The 18,163-nt window shown below is 54.2% G+C and carries 17 protein-coding genes and 2 pseudogenes; 6 read left to right on the top strand and 13 right to left on the bottom strand.

Features of this window, described 5'->3' with window-relative positions:
• Positions 1–22: 22 nt before the first annotated feature.
• The 6 genes from HGBM_RS20825 to HGBM_RS20850 all read right to left on the bottom strand — a co-directional run bounded on the left by HGBM_RS20825 (position 23) and on the right by HGBM_RS20850 (position 6,254).
• Entirely contained in the window at positions 23–1,678 is a 1,656-nt protein-coding gene (locus HGBM_RS20825) for a M20/M25/M40 family metallo-hydrolase (protein WP_019123024.1), read from the bottom strand.
• Between the two features lie 28 nt (positions 1,679–1,706).
• A complete protein-coding gene (locus tag HGBM_RS28170; protein ID WP_019123025.1) occupies positions 1,707–2,654 on the bottom strand; it encodes a D-2-hydroxyacid dehydrogenase in 948 nt (315 codons plus the stop codon).
• Positions 2,655–2,664: 10 nt separating this feature from the next.
• The gene (locus HGBM_RS20835; protein WP_019123026.1) at positions 2,665–3,951 is read right to left on the bottom strand and encodes a TRAP transporter large permease; all 1,287 of its coding nucleotides are present in this window, start codon (positions 3,949–3,951) and stop codon (positions 2,665–2,667) included.
• A gap of 28 nt (positions 3,952–3,979) precedes the next feature.
• On the bottom strand, positions 3,980–4,456 hold the full coding sequence (locus HGBM_RS20840; RefSeq protein WP_019123027.1) for a TRAP transporter small permease: 477 nt from the start codon (positions 4,454–4,456) through the stop codon (positions 3,980–3,982).
• A 95-nt stretch (positions 4,457–4,551) separates the two neighbouring features.
• Complete coding sequence (locus HGBM_RS20845; protein WP_019123028.1) at positions 4,552–5,592, bottom strand: DctP family TRAP transporter solute-binding subunit; 1,041 nt, start codon at positions 5,590–5,592, stop codon at positions 4,552–4,554.
• Positions 5,589–6,254 carry a GntR family transcriptional regulator gene (locus HGBM_RS20850; RefSeq protein ID WP_019123029.1) on the bottom strand — a complete coding sequence of 222 codons (666 nt, stop codon included), beginning with the start codon at positions 6,252–6,254 and terminating at the stop codon, positions 5,589–5,591. Before HGBM_RS20850 ends, HGBM_RS20845 begins: the two co-directional genes overlap by 4 nt.
• Before the next feature lie 418 nt (positions 6,255–6,672).
• Between HGBM_RS20850 and HGBM_RS20855 the strand changes: the two genes are divergently transcribed.
• The 3 genes from HGBM_RS20855 (at position 6,673) to HGBM_RS20865 (ending at position 9,475) form a co-directional block, all read left to right on the top strand.
• Entirely contained in the window at positions 6,673–7,860 is a 1,188-nt protein-coding gene (locus HGBM_RS20855; protein WP_019123030.1) for a CaiB/BaiF CoA transferase family protein, read from the top strand.
• An 18-nt stretch (positions 7,861–7,878) separates the two neighbouring features.
• On the top strand, positions 7,879–9,072 hold the full coding sequence (locus HGBM_RS20860; protein ID WP_026074567.1) for an acyl-CoA dehydrogenase family protein: 1,194 nt from the start codon (positions 7,879–7,881) through the stop codon (positions 9,070–9,072).
• A gap of 73 nt (positions 9,073–9,145) precedes the next feature.
• Complete coding sequence (locus tag HGBM_RS20865; RefSeq protein ID WP_019123032.1) at positions 9,146–9,475, top strand: DUF3870 domain-containing protein; 330 nt, start codon at positions 9,146–9,148, stop codon at positions 9,473–9,475.
• A gap of 57 nt (positions 9,476–9,532) precedes the next feature.
• Here the strand turns inward: HGBM_RS20865 and HGBM_RS20870 are convergent, their stop codons facing one another.
• From HGBM_RS20870 to HGBM_RS32160, 5 genes and pseudogenes are all read right to left on the bottom strand, one after another.
• Positions 9,533–9,919, bottom strand: coding sequence for a rhodanese-like domain-containing protein (locus tag HGBM_RS20870; protein WP_019123033.1), 387 nt, complete (start codon positions 9,917–9,919; stop codon positions 9,533–9,535).
• 33 nt (positions 9,920–9,952) lie between these two features.
• Positions 9,953–10,210 carry a metal-sensitive transcriptional regulator gene (locus HGBM_RS20875; protein WP_019123034.1) on the bottom strand — a complete coding sequence of 86 codons (258 nt, stop codon included), beginning with the start codon at positions 10,208–10,210 and terminating at the stop codon, positions 9,953–9,955.
• A 142-nt stretch (positions 10,211–10,352) separates the two neighbouring features.
• Positions 10,353–11,606, bottom strand: a complete 1,254-nt coding sequence (locus tag HGBM_RS20880; RefSeq protein ID WP_019123035.1) for an MFS transporter — start codon at positions 11,604–11,606, stop codon at positions 10,353–10,355.
• Between the two features lie 124 nt (positions 11,607–11,730).
• Positions 11,731–12,099: pseudogene (locus HGBM_RS20885) on the bottom strand (M20/M25/M40 family metallo-hydrolase); the annotation flags it as partial.
• Complete coding sequence (locus HGBM_RS32160; RefSeq protein WP_081590266.1) at positions 12,100–12,282, bottom strand: helix-turn-helix domain-containing protein; 183 nt, start codon at positions 12,280–12,282, stop codon at positions 12,100–12,102.
• A 216-nt stretch (positions 12,283–12,498) separates the two neighbouring features.
• Between HGBM_RS32160 and HGBM_RS20895 the strand changes: the two genes are divergently transcribed.
• Positions 12,499–13,731 (top strand): hypothetical protein, encoded by a 1,233-nt coding sequence (locus HGBM_RS20895; RefSeq protein ID WP_019123038.1) that lies wholly within the window; start codon positions 12,499–12,501, stop codon positions 13,729–13,731.
• 131 nt (positions 13,732–13,862) lie between these two features.
• A pseudogene (locus HGBM_RS31900) lies at positions 13,863–14,735 on the top strand (arginase family protein).
• Here HGBM_RS31900 and lhpI read toward each other — a convergent pair.
• Together lhpI and def are read right to left on the bottom strand one after the other, a co-directional pair.
• Entirely contained in the window at positions 14,685–16,418 is a 1,734-nt protein-coding gene (gene lhpI / locus HGBM_RS20905) for a cis-3-hydroxy-L-proline dehydratase (protein ID WP_019123040.1), read from the bottom strand. The pseudogene HGBM_RS31900 and the gene lhpI sit on opposite strands and share 51 nt — an antisense overlap.
• Before the next feature lie 97 nt (positions 16,419–16,515).
• The gene (def, locus tag HGBM_RS20910; protein WP_019123041.1) at positions 16,516–17,040 is read right to left on the bottom strand and encodes a peptide deformylase; all 525 of its coding nucleotides are present in this window, start codon (positions 17,038–17,040) and stop codon (positions 16,516–16,518) included.
• A 154-nt stretch (positions 17,041–17,194) separates the two neighbouring features.
• Here def and HGBM_RS20915 point away from each other — a divergent pair, with 154 nt between their 5' ends.
• On the top strand, positions 17,195–18,064 hold the full coding sequence (locus HGBM_RS20915; RefSeq protein WP_019123042.1) for a helix-turn-helix domain-containing protein: 870 nt from the start codon (positions 17,195–17,197) through the stop codon (positions 18,062–18,064).
• Positions 18,065–18,163 lie beyond the last annotated feature (99 nt).

Below are 18,163 nucleotides of genomic sequence, written 5' to 3' on the forward strand. Positions count from 1 at the left end.
ATGTGTCCATGCTTCCGGCGGTTTACGGCTTCAGCCAGCTGCCCGCCATGTCCCGGATCATCCGCGGCACCGTCTCAAACGAATACGGTTTGTAGACCCGCTCCGTCCAGCGGTGGGCATCCAGTCCGAATACCCCGACATTGATCGCGGGCACATTCAATTCCCTGATTTTTTTCACCGGCACCGGATAGATTTTGTCCCACTCCGGGAAGTTGTCGATGAGCGAAGCCACTTCTTCATCGGTATCGTGCAAAGACAGGTAACTGCTGTCCGTCAGGTACGGGAAGAAGCGTTTGACTGCAAAGATCTCACCGGTCTTGCCTTCCCACCGGGCGATGACATCGGAAATGACGCGAAGCACTTCCTCGTCTCTGGCGCTGTCCCCTTTCAGGTAGTTGTGGGGGCAGTACGGCGGGGCAAAGAATATCACGATGGACGGTTTGCCGCTGTGATCCAGCTTCCGCAGCGTATCGACAATCTCGAAGCAGAGCTCGCGAAGCTCCATCCCCTGATGCTCTGCCACGGCCCGGGCTGTAACGGCCTTGACGTCAACGCCCTGTTTGCCGAGCTTCTGGCAATACTCCTCGTAGGTGTACACCTCCATCTCCCAGTCCGGTCCCTCCTCCGGAAAGGCATTGACCCGGGCAAAGGTGCGGTATTGTTCCTCGTAGTAGTTTCTGATATTTTCCGCAGCAGCGGTTGCGACCTTTTTCAGCTTGCTCATGACCTCTTTCGGAGAAGCCTCCAGGACCATCAGGTTAAAGTAGAGATGGCTTGTCACCGCTGTCTGCACGTTGTAAAACGCCTTGGTATCCCGCTGGTACAAGGCGGATGGGGGCGTCATCATCTCCCCCTCCACCTGCTCCGCAAGCTCCATGTTGTTGTTGATCAGCCTGTTGAGCTCAGAGGTGACGAGTGTCGGATCCAGCCCGAACAGCGTCTGCCCCACGTGCGTTTCTCTGCCGTAGACGTAAAAGCACGGCAGCAGCTTGCCGCCTGCCCCGGTGTAGATGTACTTCTTGGGATCTCCCGGGTAGAGCGGAGAAATGTAGTCATTGTTGATCGCCACGACGTACTCCAGCTGCTCTTCCTTCCGCAGACGCAGGAGTTCGTCCACAGAGGCAATCACGCCTGTATGCTGATTTTCCTCAACCGGGTTGGCCATAAAGATGATCTCGCCGTCCCATTCGTCGCAGTGTTCGCTGAAGTACAGGACGTTGGCCAGATGGACGGCGACCCCGCTCTTCATGTCGACGGCGCCGCGGCCAAACATCCAGTCGCCGGATAAAGCGTGCTCCCGGACCTCCTTATTCCCATCCCACTGTTGAAAAAAGCGCAGCAGTTCCTCAGGATCATTGGCGATGCCCTCCTGCTGGCCAAAATCTTCGATCCCGACCGTATCGATATGGCTGTGGAAAATCACTGTCTTCTTTGCATTTCCTCTGCCTTTTACCCGGGCAAACACGTTTTTCCGGCCCAACTGGTCGCCCGGCAGGAACTGCGTCCAGACGCGATCCGGATGTTTTTGAAAGTAAGGAAAGGTTCGCAAAATGGCTTCAACTTTATCGGCGATCTCTACTTCACCGCTCGTGCCGTTGATACTCAGTGTCTGAACCAGAGCAGTCGTCAGCTTCTCCACCTGTTCAAACAATGAGCAGTCCTTTATTTCGAGATACACTGTATTGCCTCCTGACTGTAATTGTTGTCTAGTATCCTCTCAGCGTCTCTACCACGTTTTTCATCGGCTTATCTTTTCGGTACGAAAGCAAATTCTCGATAAAGATCTCGACACAGCGATCGACGTAATAGATCGACTTGGCCGACATGTGCGGCGTCAGGATCAGATTGTCGCATTCCCAAAGCGGACTTGATTCGGGGAGCGGCTCCTGCTGAAATACGTCAAAGGCCGCTCCTTTCAACCTGCCCGTGGCGAGCATTTCCGCCACGTAATGTTCATCTACGACGTCTCCGCGGCCGATGCTGATAAACACGGCGTCCGGTTTGAGCAGATCCAGGCGTTCCGGCGAAAAAAGGCCGCTGGTCAGCGGAGTAGACGGCAGAATCGAGATGACATAATCTGCCGTTTGCAGCCTGTCCAGCTCATCGCCGATGCGGAAGGTCTGCAGAAACGGCTCGACCGGCCTGCCGCTCGTATTGACGCCGTAAACCTTCGTCTCAAACACGCTGAGAGAACGGGCGACTGCCTGGCCGATGACGCCTGTTCCGTAAATCAGCACCTCGCGTCCCGGCAGCTCGCCTACCAGCTTTGTCCGGTCGTACACTTTTTGCCGTTTTAGCGCGTTGTAGCGATGCATGTCTTTCTCAAAGTGGAGCATGCACATGATCACGTATTCGCTCATCGGCCTGACGTGGATTCCTGCCGCATTGGTCAGGCGAATCTGCCTTTCGTGCAGATCTTGAAGCGGCAGATCCTCCAAACCGGCGCTAAACAGTTGAATCCACTTCACATTTTCAAACAGCCGAATATTGTCGCACGTCAAATCGTTTCCATAGGTAAGCAAAATTTCCGTTTGTTTCGCTATTTCTTGGGGTATCTCTTCAATGCTTGCAAAAACTGCTGGCTCTTCTCCGGTCTTTTCGACAATCTCTTGTACGTGTCTTGGCAAAAGTTCATCTGTAGTCGAGACAATCATTGCTATCCTCCTATTGTTGCAGGATTGAAGGCAGCCAGGTGGACATTGCCGGGATGTATGTGATCACCAACAGGGTGAAAATCATCATGAACAGGAACGGCATAATCGCCATAACAATTTTTTCCAGCTGCGTTCTGCTCACGCTGGAGGCAACAAACAAGTTGACGCCAAGCGGCGGAGTAATGAAGCCGATCGCCAGGTTTGCCACCAAAATGACGCCAAAGTGCACCGGGTCGACCCCTACTTTGGTCACGATCGGCAGCAGGATCGGGGCCAGTACGACCAGGGCCGAGATCGTATCGATAAACATCCCGACGATTAACAGGAAGATGTTGATTACCAGCAGGATGACGTATTTGCTGTCGGACAGCGAAGTGATGAAATCGGCGATCGCTTGCGGAATCTGCTCCAGTGTCATGATGTAGGCAAACGATATCGACAGCCCGATGATGATCATCGTGGAGGCGTTGATCACGACGGATTCGACGATGCTATCGTAGATGTCTTTCCAGGTCAGCTCGCGGTGCACAAACACCCCGATGATAATCGCGTAGACAACAGCGACGACCGCCGCTTCGGTCGGGGAGAAAATCCCGCCGTAGATCCCCCCGAGAATGATCACGGGGATCATCAGCGCCCATTTGGAGTCGTAAATGGCTCTGAGAACGCGCATAAATGTAACCTTTTCCGTGGAAGCCGCTACGTAGTTGCGCTTCTTGGCGATCGCATAGGAGACGATCATCAGGCCGATCCCGATGACGATCCCCGGGATGACCCCTGCGAGGAACATGCTGCCGACGGATACACCGGCGACGACCCCGTAGAGGACGAACGGAATGCTCGGCGGAATGATGACGCCAATCGAACCGGCCGCGGCCGTCAATGCCGCCGCAAATCCGGAGCCGTAGTTCTTCCCACGCATTTCCGGGATCATAAACGACCCAATCGCAGCTACTGTAGCCGGACCCGAACCGGAGATGGCTGCAAAGAACATGCAGGAGACGACCGTCACCATCGCCAGCCCGCCGACCATCCATCCGACGAGCACCGTGGCGAGATCAAGCAGGCGTTTGGAGACGCCGCCTTTTCCCATCAGGATGCCGGCCAGCATGAAGAACGGGATGGCCATGAGCGGAAAAGAGTCAAGCGAGGTGAACGCTTTTTGCGTGATGATGCCCAAAGGCAGGTCAGTCGTAAAGAAAATCGTTATCAGCGCGGCCAGCCCAAGGGCGATGGCAACCGGAATATTCAAGATAATGAACAGGAACAGACTTCCGAATAATGTAAGAACGGTCACGTTTTGGTTCCCCCTTTCCCATCAAACGCTATTGTTTTTCTGGTTTAAACAAGAAATACAATTGTTGTATCAGCCTGATCGACATCAGCAATCCGCCTAGCGGAATGGCAGAATAGACCAACCACATCGGAAGCTGCATTGCGGGGGAACTCTGACCTTTTGACAAGATCGTCGTCACCAGGCTTGTACCGGCAACCGCCAGGAAAACAGCAAGACAAAACCAGAGGATAATGGCAATAAAATCGATACATTTTCTACCTGTTTCGTTAAACAGATTTTTAAACGCTTCTACCTTGATGTGTTCGCGCTTGCGAACGGCAAAACTGGCTCCGATCCAGATCTGCCAAATGTGAATGTACCTCGCCAATTCTTCTGACCAGGATAAAGAGGATTCGAAGACATAACGACAGAGGACCTGCGCAAAAATCAGCACGACCATGGCGACCATCGTCAAAACGAGAAAAACTTCTTCCAGCCTTTCGTCCAGCAGCTTTTTGAGTGACACGCGTTTCACTTCCTTTTCCCAGTCAGTAGAAAATCGATTCCTTATGTCCTGCCCATCAATCTGGCAGAACATAAGGAATGGCTGTAATTATGCTACTATTCGTTCGCTTTTCTGGCAGCGTCGATCAAGTCTTGGCCAATATCGCCGGCAAATTGATCGTATACGCTCTTGGACGCTTCAATGAACGCATCCTTCTGCTCTGACGTCAGTTCGTTGACCTGCATGCCTGCTTCTTTCAGCTTGCCAAGGAACTCATCGTCTTGCTGGGTGGCCAATTGTCTTTGGTAATCGCGGTACTCCACGCTCGCGTCGTCGATGACCTTTTTCAGATCGTCCGGAAGCGAATTGTACCAGTCGAGGTTTGCCAGCAGAGCCGTTGCCTGGTAAACGTGTCCGCTCAAGGTCAGATACTTTTGCACCTCGTAGAACTTGTTGGTGTAGTAGAGCGAGATCGGGCACTCCATGGCGTCATACACCTTTTGCTGGAGAGCAGTGTAGAGCTCGCCAAAAGCGAATGGCGATGCGTTTGCGCCAAATGCGTTAAAGGCAGCGGTGTGAACCGGGCTTTCCAGCGTTCTGAATTTTTGCCCTTTCAGATCGGCTGGGGAGTTGATCGGCCCTTTGTTGTTGGACATGTGGCGGAAGCCGTTTTCGGCAAAGACCAGTCCTTTGAAACCGTTTTTCTCCAAACCTGTCAGGAGCTGCTTTCCTACGTCGCCGTCAAGCGCTTTGTACGCGGCTTCTTTTGTCTTGAACAAAAACGGCAAATCCAGCACCATGAACTGCTTGTTGAAGCCGGCGAGCGGAGCGACCGCAGGAATGGTCATCTCGACGTTTCCGAGCTGGACAGCCTCAATCGCCTCGCGGTCGGAAGGGAACAGCGAACCGTTCGGATACAGCTGGACCTTGATTCTTCCTTGGGATTTTTCTTCGACCGTCTCTTTAAACTTTACCGCTGCAATATGTGTGGATTGCTCTTCCGGAACGAGATAGGCAATCCGCAGCGTGTACTCTTTTCCGTCTGATTTGCCTGCATCTGCACCCGAGGATGCCCCTGCCTCCGTGCCGCCCTTGCCGCCGCAGGCGGTGACCAGCATCATCGTGGCAGCGCACAAGATCGCTAACAACTTTTTCATGGATGACTCCCCCCTGAACCTTGTTTTGTTCTGATTTCGACGTTCCTTATGTGTTTTCTCATTGCTGCACCTGCCAAGCTGACGTCGCGGTCTTGAAGGGCCTTGACGATCTCGTGGTGTTCTAGCAGCGCCTTGTCAGCACTGTTTTCCAGAGTGCCGGACAGGATGAGGTACCGGTGAAGATGGTTGTTGATCTGCTCAATAAAGTCCTTCAATTTTGCGTTTTGCGTCATTTCGGCGATCATGACGTGAAACTGGGCATCCAGTTCGATATAGGCGTAAAAGTCCTTGCTTTCAATCGCCACCTTTTGTGCCTCTGCATTCTGTTTCAGCGCATCGATAAATTCAGCGGTGACAAAAGGCACGGCTTGCTCTGCTGAGAAACCTTCAAGCAGTTCTCGCAGCCTGAGAAAATTCTCCATATCTTGGGATGTAAAACTCGCTACTCTGGCGATCTTCCCGGTCTCAAGTTCTACCAATCCCTCATAGGCCAGTCGAGTAACCGCTTTGCGCAGCGGCGTTCGACTAATGCCGAGCATGGAAGCGATAGATTCTTCCGGCAGCAAGTCCCCAGGCAAGAACTGACTCTGCAGGATCGCCTTTTTTATCTCTTTATACGCTCGGTCTGCCAATGTCTCAGGCTGGGCCAGCTTTTTAAGCATCATATCCCCCCTCTCTTTTTCCTGTATACAGGATACTAGGTACTGTATACTACTAGAGTATAAGAAACAGTCAGATAAATGTAAAGAAAAAAAACAGCTTGTTTTTTCACTAAAAATAGTTTTATCGAAATGTTCTTCTTTGGCGAAAAGCGTCCTTGAGAAACAGCCTTCACTCCCTATTGACAACCTTTTTTGAATAATGAAATAATATAGGTGGTTCACGGACAGAGAGCCGCACAAAACCTCTCTGCCACTCTGAACCCGCTTTTCTCGACAGCTTGATACTGATACTGCCTTCACTTCGTCTGATCTTCTTACCGGAAGACATTCCACGAACGAAAGCCAGTTGAACTGCAATGATTTTTTGTGGTTTGGCTGGCTTCTTTATGTTCACGGGCAAAAAAGGAGGGAGAATATTGTGACCGGTGCTTTGCAGGGCATCACGATCCTGGATGTATCGAGGGTGCTGGCTGGGCCTTTCTGCACGATGATTTTGGCTGATCTGGGGGCGGAAGTCATCAAAGTGGAAAGCACTGCGGCAAAGGATGACACCCGCGCATGGGGGCCTCCGTTTGCAGGAGGCGAAAGTGCCTACTACCTCTGCGCAAACCGGAACAAACGGGCCATCACGCTCAATCTGAAGTCGGGCAAGGGAAAAGAGGTTTTTAAAAAACTGGCCGCCGGTGCCGACGTCGTCGTGCAGAACTTCAAGACGGGCACTCTGGATAAGCTGGGGCTGGGATATGATGTGCTCCGTGAACGCAATCCCCGGATCATCCTCGCCTCGATCACGGGCTTTGGCTTGAGCGGCCCTTACAAGGACGAACCGGGATACGACTACATCGTCCAGGCGATGAGCGGGCTCATGAGCATCACCGGCGATCAGCAGTCCGGCCCGCTGAAAGTCGGGGTGGCCATCGCCGACGTCCTGACCGGTCTGTACACGGCAATCGGAATTTTGGCCGCCCTGCACGAACGCGACCGCTCCGGCGAGGGGCAGCAAATCGACATCTCCTTGTTTGACTCCCAGATTTCCGCGCTGGTCAACGTCGCCAGCAATTACCTCGTCTCCGGCAGCATCCCGCAGCGGTTGGGCAACCAGCATCCCAACATCGTGCCCTATCAAGTCTTCCCCACGCTGGACCGGGAGATGGTGGTGGCCGTCGGAAACGACAAGCAGTTTGAAAAATTCGCGGCAGCGCTGGGATTGCCCGAATTGGCCGCGGACGAAAAATTCGCCACCAACCCGAGCCGCCTGACACACAAGGAAGAGCTTCTGGATATCATCTGCCAGGCGATGCGGACCAGACCGGCAAGCGAATGGCAGCAGCGGTTCAAAGAGGCCGGCATCCCCAACGGGCCGATCAACGACCTCGAAGCCGTATTTGCCGACCCGCAGGTGCACGCCCGCGAGATGGTGCGCGAAATGGCCCATCCTACCGCCGGCACGATCAGGTTGGTCGGAAGCCCGCTCAAGCTGTCCAGAACCCCGGTGGACATGAGGCGGCATCCGCCGCTCTACGGAGAGCACACCGAGGAGATTTTGTCTGAGATGGGTTACTCCAGGCAAGAAATCGAAGCGATGAAACAAGAAAAAGCGATATAAGGGAGGAATGTTCCAATGATGAATTTTGCTCTGACGGAAGAACAAGAAGCCGTCCGGAAGATGGTCCGCACCTTCGTAGACCGGGAAATCAATCCGCATATTCAAGAGTGGGACGCCAAAGGCCACTTTGAAACGTCGATTTTAAAACGGCTGGCCGAGCTGGACCTGATGGGCGTATGCATTCCGGAAAAGTACGGCGGCTCCGGCATGGACTACAATACGCTGGCCATCGTCTGCGAAGAGCTGGAGAGGGGCGATACGGCGTTTCGCACAGCGGTGTCCGTTCATACCGGATTGAACAGCATGACGATCCTGCAGTGGGGAGACGAATTTCAAAAGGAAAAGTACCTGGTTCCCCAGGCGCGCGGGCAAAAAGTGGCCGCTTTTGGCTTGACCGAGCCGAACGCCGGTTCCGATGTGGCCGCCATGCAGACAACAGCCAGGCGCGAAGGCAGCGAATACATTCTGAACGGCTCCAAGACTTGGATCTCCCTGTGCGACGTGGCCGACAACTTCCTGATCTTTGCCAAAACAGACAAAGAGAAGGGGCATCACGGCATTAGCTGCTTTATCGTGGAGCGCACTTTCCCCGGCGTTACGACCAAAGCGATCAAGGGCAAGCTGGGGATCCGCGCCGGAAACACCGGCGAGGTCTTTCTCGAAGACGTCCGTGTACCGGCAGAAAATCGGCTGGGCGAAGAGGGCGAAGGTTTTAAAATCGCCATGTCGGCGCTGGACAACGGCCGATTCACCGTCGGCGCGGGCGCTTGCGGCCTGATCAACGCCAGCCTGGAGGCGAGCCTGAAGTACTGCCACGAGCGGAAGACATTTGGCAAGGAGATCGGCAAACACCAATTGGTTCAGCAGATGATCGCCAAAATGACGGCCAATCTGGAGATCTCCCGACTGCTGGTCTACCGGGCCGGATGGCTGAAAAATCAGGGCAAGCGCAACACCAGGGAAACCTCTCTGGCGAAGTGGTACGCCTGTGATGCCGCCTTCGAAGCGGCCAATGACGCCGTCCAAATCCACGGCGCGTACGGCTACTCCAACGAGTACCCGGTCGAACGCTTCCTGCGCAACGCCAAGGCGCCGGTCATCTACGAGGGCACCCGGGAGATCCACACGATCATGCAAGGAGAATACGCTCTCGGCTATCGGGTGGATAAACCGCTGCGCAAGATGCTGCCCGCCTGGCCGTTTGAAGAGTGAACATTTTGAATTGACGTATCAGCCGTTCTTCGATATATTCTTGTCAACAGACCATGGCAGGGGGGATTGCGCGATGGCGTCTCTCAATACGTATTTCATCGCCGGCCACGCCAGGCTTCCTCAGGGAATGGCGGCGAAAAGCATCTTTGACTCCCTGACGATCACGGTTGAAGTTGACAAGAAATACGGCGTTATTGTCGATGCTTCATGCACGTTGGCGACGGAACACGGCCGGGATTTCGTCGGAAGGATCCTGAAGGGGTTCTGCCTGCAAGACGGGGTGGATGAACTGATTGGACATCTGCAGGTGCATTACCGCGGAAAGGCGGCGAACGCCCTGACCGCGGCGCTGAAGGATTTGCACCAGCAGTACGAACAGCTTCATGTGGCGAAAGCGAAATGAGTGTTTAAGGAAAACAGGTGGGGATTTTAGCCCCACCTGTTTTAACGCCTGCTCCGTTCACTTCACGATCTTGCCTTCCCACCCGAGAATCCCGCCGTGCAGGTGCGCAACCTCGGCGAAGCCGTTCTTGAGAAAGATGCGGCCCGCCGTCCTGCTGCGCATGCCGCTGCGGCAGTACAGGAAAATGCGCGTCTCCTTGGGAATCCCGCCGAGCTGCGACTTCAGCTTGGAGACGGGAATATTGACCGCTCCCTCAAGATGGCCGCTCTTGTACTCGTGCGGCTCGCGGACGTCGATCACCATTTTGTTCGGACTTGCTTTCGTCTGCTGGATAAATTCGACCGGGGTCAGTTTTTTCAAGCCCTTGATCGGCGCCAAAATCCGAAACAGCAGGATGGCTAAAAATACATAGACGATCATGTAGACAACCGTTGTCGGTTCCACCTGTTCCCACCTCCATTGCGCAATAAACTGTATTTATCTGCTTTTTACCAAAAGCTCGATCGCTTCTTTTACCAGTTTGCTCGTATCTCCGCCTGCATCTCGCTCTTCGACGATGCATTTCTCCAGGTTGGCCGCTACAATCGTCGCGATCGCTCGATCTGCCGCATTGCGGACCGCAGCCAATTGGCTGACGACCTCTTTGCAGTGTTTTTCTTCCTCCATCATGCGGAGAATCCCTCGTACCTGGCCCTCCAGCCGCTTCAGGCGGTTTTTGACTTCCTCCGTGTACACTTCCCAACACCTCTCTTGTGTGACCATACCTGTATACGTATATTATACCTTATCCGATGGTGCAGCAACAGGTAGTTACAAGCCAACAGGCTGTTGACTAAGAGACGTCAACAGCCCGTTAAGCTTTTTTCCGAAAAACAAATCAAACTTCCACAGGCCGCTTCCATTCCATCCTCAGGGGCAGCCGGAAGGAAACCAGGCTTGCCAGCACCAGTACGACCGTAGCCATCCCGAAGGAGTACAAATGTGTCCCAAACGTCTCGTACCCCCACCCGCCCAGAAAAGAGCCTAGCGCTCCGCCGATCTGGTGGCCAAAGTACCCTAACCCGTATAGTACCCCCAGATGGCGGACGCCGTATAAATCTCCCAGGATGGCAGAAGAGAGTGCAGTGCTGCCCGCCCAGACGAACCCCCCAATCGCCGAGACGAGAAAGAGCTGCCAATTCGTCATGACCAGCACCAAGGAGAGAAAACCCAGTCCGCGAATCAAATAGATTAAGGAAAGCATGTTTTTACGGGGAATCCGGTCGGAGATGACGCCCAGCATAACAGTGCTGAACATGGCGACGATCCCGATCAACCCGATGCCAAACGAGGCCGAAACCTCCGCAAAACCGTGGTCTGTCAGCATCGGCACGCCATGCGATGCCAATAAATTCATGCTGAACCCGCAGGCAAACAGTCCGATGCAAATCTGCCAAAACGGGCGGGTTTTTAACGCTTCCGTCCAGGCGTGAAGCGCTCTTTCCGCCATCGGCGGCCGGCTCGGGCCAGGCTTCCCCTGCTCGGTCCCTTCATCCGTCCCCGCCGGCGGGTCATCGCGGATCACAAAGATCGCCGCAGGCACGATCATCGCGACGAACAGGACGGCCAGCCAAATAAGTGTCTGGCGCCAATCTGTCATCTGGATCATCAAGGTGAACAGCGGCGTCATCACCGCGATCCCGGCCATCGAGCCGGTCGCGAGATAGAACAGCGCCTGGCCGCGCCGACGGGTAAACCAACGGCTGGTAACGGGCGTCAACACGACCGGGCTGGTAAAGGAAAGCCCCAGTGAAAGCAGAATCCCGTAAGACAACAGGAAGTTGACAGGATCATTGGTCAGCACGGTCCAGACGATCGATACAGCCACCATGCCCACTCCCATCAGCAGAACAGAGCGGGTGCTGAAGCGATCGAGCAGCCGCCCCGCGACAGGCATGCCGATCCCGTATACCAGCATGCTGACAGCCACAATGGCAGACAGCATGGTGCGGCTGATCTGCAAATCCTCTGCCATCGGCTTCAAAAACGGCCCGATTCCCAGCCGCGTCCCCACCGTCAACAACGTAATAATCGAGGATACAACGACAATATTCCAGCCAAAATACCATTTTCCGATACGTCGGGATCTCATGGTCTCTCTACTCCCTTGCAGCTGAATATTCTTAATTGATTGACTTATTATAGCACAATCCCATCGGAACCATAGAAAAAAGAGAAGCACCCTCTCACATCTGAGAGGGCACATGACCTGCCGTTTACCGCCTGTTGTCCACGCGAACATCGAGCAGCTTCAACGCTGATTTCACGAACATCCTGACGGCAATTTCAAACGAATCCTCATCCAGGTCAAAACGCGGATGGTGGTGGGGGTACACGATGCCTTTTTCCCGATTCCCGGCCCCGACATTAAAGAACGAGCCGGGCGCCTTCTGCAGGAAGGCGGAAAAATCCTCGCCGCCCATGCTCGGTTTCAGGTGGACCACGGCCTCGTCGCCAAATTCCTCGCGCGCGACCTCCTCCAGCTTCCGGGTTATTTCTTCGTCGTTGTAGACGGGACGATAGCCGTTTCGGTACTTGAACTCGTAGCCGGCGCCGTGAGCGGCCGTCACACCCTGGACGATTTGCTATTTCTTGGTTTGCTCATCCTTAACCAGGAAGACTTGCTTTTCAAATGTGGCAAGGATCCGGTAAACGACAGAGTGGCTCATCCCCAATTCTTTGGAAAGTTCGCGAACGCCCCATACGGGATTTTCCCGTGTAAAGCTTTTCAGCAATTCAAGAGCGCTGTCCAGAGTTTTTAAAATCAGGAAGTATCACCTCTAGACCGAGATTGTACCTATAATCGGTACAATGTACCTTTCTTTATGTTAATTTATATTATATTCAGTCAATTCTTATTTTTCAATACAAATCTCGCCTAAGGGAGTCAGGCTGCACAAAAAAACGTTGGGGCCGCTTTGACCCGCAACGTTTTCCGAATGGCAACGTCTACCATGATAAGAGAAAGACGAGGAGGGAATGCGGTGAAGAAAACGGGTTACCAAATGGTTCTCCTTGCATTGTCCCTGCTGATCACCTTGACCGTCCTGCAAGGATATCCCGCTTCTGCCAAAACGGCCAGCGTAAACAGCAAAGTTTCCTACAAGGCACCGGACAGATACGATTACCAGGAGTATGTTTACCTGCAATGGTACGGGCTGGCACAGGCGACAAAAGCGACGATCAAAGCAAAAAATGCAATCCCGGCGGAGGAATTCCAAAAAAATCAGCTGACATACAATTTGGAAGATATTTATGGGGAAAGCGTCTATACGAGACCTGCCGTCGTCTATTATCACGAAAACTCGAAACGCTCCTTTTTCCTGGCACTCTTCCACTTTATCGGCGTCCTTTCTCCGCACTACCCAGATGGGTATGATCCAAAAGGACTCGAAGAACAGATCGCTTCGATTGCCGACGAAGGGAAGAAAAGAGAAGCGATGAGAAAGCGCATCGATATTGAAGCCGAAGCGCGGATCCAGGCACTCATCGATCAGGGGTTTGTTTTAAAAGAGGAGGCGGAAGATCCGGAAGCGGAGCTGACCAAGACGCTGGTCGCTCATGTCCTTTATCGCATGTTTCAAAACGAGGTTCCTTACCAGAAGCGAAAGGCGGTTGCCAATACGGATGATATCGCTTTGCGCTGGGCTGTCGAGGTAGGCCTGCCCGGGTATCAGTTGGACGAAAAGGGGAGGGTATTATCCGATGGCGAAAACTTTGCCGATCTGGAGAGAGCAAGTCTCTTCGATTTCCTCTACCTCTTCTTCCCCAGCCGCTGGACCGGGGAAGGATGGCAATATTATCAGTTTGATTTACACGAAAAGCCGGACTACAGCCAGTCCGATGTAAACTGGTTCCTGCGCATCAACGGTCAGCCTTACTATAAAATGGTCAACTCCCCCTCCATTAACACTGGCGACAAGGCATTTTTGCAGGCGAAAGACAAGGCCGAAAAAGAACTGATCGCTTTCTTGCAAAAGAATGTACTGTCGCTGATCAGTGAAGTCAGAACAGAGCTCCTGAAACCCCGGCTCTACAATTGGAAAGAAGATGTGATCGAGGATCCGCGCTTCAAGGGTTATGTGACGGAATATCGCAAAAGCAAAAGCGAAAAAACGCTGCAAGCCGCCCATCAAGCGATACGCAAGGCCTATCGGCTTACCAGGGCTGAAGACTCCCTTGAGGTGATCCGCAGCGTATTTAAAAATATAAAATAAGCAAAACGGGATCCCGCAAGCATGCATATCCTCCCGCAAAAAAAGGGTTTTACGCAGCACGGACAGAAGCTGCCTGTAAATAGGAAATATTCATTCACCTGAGGGATGCTTACGTGAAACGGGTAGAAGATATGATCCGCGAGAGTTCGATCTGGGCAGGCCTGAATCGTCCCGGCATTACGCTTGAAGATGCCGATGTCGCTGTATTCGGAATTCCTTACGATGGAGGCGTAAGCTTTCGCTCCGGAGCCGCGCAGGGACCGCGGGCCATCCGCCAGATAACCTATACCATCCACCCGACGACGGAAAGATGGGAAAATATAAAAGGGATCGACCGGGCTGTCGAAAAACCGTTCGGGATTATCCACATCGACGCCCGCTTCGATTTGTGTGACGAGATGGGCGGCGATCCTCTCTCCCACGGCTCTACCGAAAGAAGGGCGCTGGAACTCAAACACGTCAGCGACACGGAAAGCATCTTTTTTGTCGGCATCCGCTCGGACGAATTGGAAGAGCTGGAGTTTATCCGCCAGCATAACATCATCGGGGCTATGGACGTCCGCCGCAATGGCGTCGCCAAAACCCTGGCTGCCATCAAGGAAAAAATGGACTAGTTTGATCACATCTACATTACGGTTGACATCGACTCGATCGACCCCGCTTACGCCCCGGGTACAGGCACGCCTCAATTTGGCGGCTTGGACAGCCGGGAATTGCTGGATTTGCTCTACGGGTTGTTTGAACTTCCGGTCATCGGCTTTGATGTCGTCGAAGTAGCTCCCAAATTGGATGATGCGCATATCGCCGTATTTGCAGCGAGAAAGATTTTGACGGAGTGCGGTCACCACTGGCGAAAAAAGAAACAGATTCGGGGATCCTATGAAACCGGACCGAGCAGGAAGCAGGCAAAGCTCCCTGTCACCAGCGACAGGGAGCTTTGCCGTTTGTCAATGTCACGCAAGCCAGGAAGGCTGCGAGATGACAGCTTGTCCGGCGACGGCTGACTGGACGCAATCAGCCAAACTTGCGAAGTAAATATCGCGGCCTACCAGTCCCGGCGCATAATGGGCGTATTTGGCGGAGTTGGTCATCAACGTCCGGGCCTGTTCAGGAATGACCGGCGCTTGAAGCATGCAGAAGCAGGTGTCGGTAATCACCCGTGCGCCAAAGCGCTCAATCTCCTCTGCCGCACCGGACCTCATCGCTTCCTCATGGACGTGTCGGCTCGTCGTGATCAGGACTTCGACATCGCTGTGTTTTCGCTTGTTTTTCGTCAGTTCGGCCAACTGGCGAAACTCGTCCGAGGAAAAATGCGGATTGCCCAGGGCGACCAGCTCAATCTGCCCGGAGCGGGCGGTCGATAATCGCCGCCAAGCATCGGCAAGCTCGTCACGGGTGACCTTCCACACCTCTTGCGGCTCAGCTCCGCCAAACGCCTCTTCCAGCGAAGCAGCCTCTGGCGTTACTCCGACGACGTGAAACAGAGCGACGGCCCCGGATGTGGCGGCCGCCGCGCCGAGCATTTTCAGATCGTCCGGGGTAGGCTTGCCGGTCAGCCCGGCGATGACCGGCACACCCGTATCGACCCGGCCCCCGATGAGATAGCCGAGTACAGGATAAAACGATGAATCGACCGGGCCGAGGTCGGGCAGTTCTACCAGGACGGTTCCCCGGCGATTTTCATCCAAATGGTATCCGGCGTACGGTACCCGGCCGGTCAGTGCCGCGCAGATATCCATCAAATCCCCGTAGCGATTGGTTCTGGCACCCAAAACGCTGTTGGCGAATACCACGGCATTGTATTCCGCCCAGGCGATCTGTTCGCCAAAAACGGGGCTGCCTGGCAGTTGGTAGGGAGCGCAGGTAAATGTCGGTTTTGCCCCCATCCGGACGTACGCCTGGGCCAGCCGATCGGCCATCGCCGCCCAGTCCGGGTCGACGCCAAGCTCTCTCCAGCGCCTTTGATCGATGGAAATCGCATTCATCGTCGTCGGCACGCATACCTGCCCCCCAAGATCGGCCAGTAATTCCGCAAAGCGCAGGCTTGCTTCCCCGGTGTAGATGCAGCCGTCGATATGTGCCTTTTGGATGTCAAGGAAACACGGCGCCCCTTGCAGTTCGGCCATTCTGACGAGGATTCGCATTGCTGTTTGCCGCGCCGGGCCTTCAGCTCCGGCCAGCAAGCTTCGATCGCGCTCTGACAGCTGCAAGTCGCCCATCATATCCGCTGAAGACAGGGATTGCTGCTGCAGGATCACGCTGCCATCGGCTTTTACCTTGGCATACACGGCCCTTAGAGCTTTTTCGAAGGTATCGGCATCGAGGACCAGCAGCGGGATGTGCCTGGCAAAAATCTCTTGGGCTGCGATCGCTCCCAGGGCAATGATTTCATCCACCTTCGACAGCAGAATGGCACTGGGAGCCCGCTCATTGACAATCGCCTCCAGCAAAACCCCGCTCGCACTGCTGGAGCCGCGCCCGAACGGCATGACCAGCACTCGTCCGGACACATGGGAGCCGCATAGCGGGTGGTGGCCGTCGACGATCTCGCCTGTATGCGGGTTAAGTCCTCCCCAAAAGCTTAGCGGCACGGTGGTCGCCAGTACGGCTCCCTCCCCTTCGCCACTGACCACAATTCGATGTGCACGACAGGTTTCTTCCGCGATGCCAAAGCTTGCCTGCTCCACGGCTCCACACCCTCCCCGTTTTTGAAAATTCTGTCATGCATCACACTTCCACGTATTTCGGGAAAATCCTTTTCCGCACGGCAGATTTTCGCCAGAGTCAGGGATTCCGGCCAGACCTGGAGATTTGGATCATCTTCAAGACATCGATCGGCTGCCTTGTCTGCTGATGGAAGAGATCTCCTGGTTTGACGTGGTCAATATACAAAATCCCGTCCAGATGGTCGATCTCGTGCTGCAGGCATACGGCAAGAGACCCTTTTCCTTCGATCATGATTTCCTCGCCTGCCCGGTTCAGCGTTTTGACCGCAACGTACTCTGCCCTTTTGACGATCCCGGCAGCTCCGGGGATCGAGAGACAGGCCTCCGCTCCGGTTTGGGAGCCTTTCTGCTTCACAATGACCGGATTGATCAACTCGATCAGCCCGTCTCCCACGTCCAGCACCGCTATCCTTTTGGGGATGCCCACCTGCGGCGCTGCCAATCCGGCCCGATCCGGTGCCGCATACAGCGTGTCGACCAGATCGTCAAGCAATTTATTCACGTTGGGCGTGATTTCGGAAATCGGTTTGCAAACCCTTCGGAGAACCGGGTCTCCCAGCTGACGGATGGTTCGTTCTGCCATCGCATAGGTCACCTCTTGTATTTCATCACTTTCATGTTTGAGTATATAATGCAGAGAGGAGCAATCGATTGAACGAACGGCGCTTCCTTTTGAACAAAATGCGCCTCTTTTTTGGCCGGATATGGGAAATAAAAGCGCAAGGGAGGCAGAGACGATGGGCGATTTGATGGTCAGTCAGGCAGAAATGGTGATGAACAGCAAACATCTCGGCTGGAGCCACCTCGATTTCTCCGTATACAACGGCGTCCCCCCGCAAAAGCTCTGCTGCCCGGCCGCCGGCAAGCACCGCATTCTGATCCATAAAAGCCCCGCTCCGGTGCGAGTGACGGAACAGGACGGCAGTCAGCGCTGCACGGGCTGGGTCAAGTCCGGGGACACCTACCTGCTTCCAGCCGGAACAGCGTTTACCTTTTGCCCGGAGGACACCTTTTCCTTTATGTGGTTGGAACTCACCCCTGATTTTTTGCGACAGACAGCCGCTCAATCCGGGAGTTTTCCTGCCGGCTCCGAGAAGCTTTCCCAGGAAATCCGGTTTCGCGACCCCAAACTGCTGCAGATAGGCTCCTGGTTGGCAGACGAACTTCACGGAAATCCGGGCGGTGCACAGTTCGCAGATTCGCTTGCAAACATCCTGGCGATTCATTTGCTGCGCCATTATGCGGAGAATAGTCCCAAACAGGTTTTGGCGCCGGAGCATCTGACCCATTTCCAGTTTGCCGATGTATTCGACTACATGAACGCCCATCTGGACCGGGATATCTCCCTCTCGGAGCTGGCGCAGGCCGCCAATGTATCGCCGCCCCATCTCGTTCGTTTGTTCAAGCGGTCAACGGGTTTTTCCCCGCACCAGTATCTGATTCACCTCAGAGTCCAGCGGGCCAAGGATTACCTGATCCGCGGCAAGCATTCGCTCAGCGAGATCGCGGCCCTGACAGGGTTTGCCGACCAGAGCCACTTTTCCCGCCACTTTAAGCGGATCGTCGGCTGCACGCCAAAGGCTTTTCTCAACCAGCTGACCTTTTAAAAGGGCAGGTGCCTCGTTTGGCATCTGCCCTGTCGTACATTTTATGAACAAGTGTCCCGACGATAGTACCCGCCTCAACCGAATGAACGGGTAACCGGC

The sequence above is a fragment of the Brevibacillus massiliensis genome (genome assembly GCF_000311785.1).
Taxonomy (GTDB): domain Bacteria; phylum Bacillota; class Bacilli; order Brevibacillales; family Brevibacillaceae; genus Brevibacillus_C; species Brevibacillus_C massiliensis.

Coding starts and splice junctions, on each gene's coding strand:
- HGBM_RS28170 (WP_019123025.1), bottom strand. CDS start 2,654: ATGATTGTCTCGACTACAGATGAACTTTTGCCAAGACACGTACAAGAG.
- HGBM_RS20845 (WP_019123028.1), bottom strand. CDS start 5,592: ATGAAAAAGTTGTTAGCGATCTTGTGCGCTGCCACGATGATGCTGGTC.
- HGBM_RS20850 (WP_019123029.1), bottom strand. CDS start 6,254: ATGCTTAAAAAGCTGGCCCAGCCTGAGACATTGGCAGACCGAGCGTAT.
- HGBM_RS20860 (WP_026074567.1), top strand. CDS start 7,879: ATGAATTTTGCTCTGACGGAAGAACAAGAAGCCGTCCGGAAGATGGTC.
- HGBM_RS20865 (WP_019123032.1), top strand. CDS start 9,146: ATGGCGTCTCTCAATACGTATTTCATCGCCGGCCACGCCAGGCTTCCT.
- HGBM_RS20880 (WP_019123035.1), bottom strand. CDS start 11,606: ATGAGATCCCGACGTATCGGAAAATGGTATTTTGGCTGGAATATTGTC.
- def (WP_019123041.1), bottom strand. CDS start 17,040: ATGGCAGAACGAACCATCCGTCAGCTGGGAGACCCGGTTCTCCGAAGG.
- HGBM_RS20915 (WP_019123042.1), top strand. CDS start 17,195: ATGGGCGATTTGATGGTCAGTCAGGCAGAAATGGTGATGAACAGCAAA.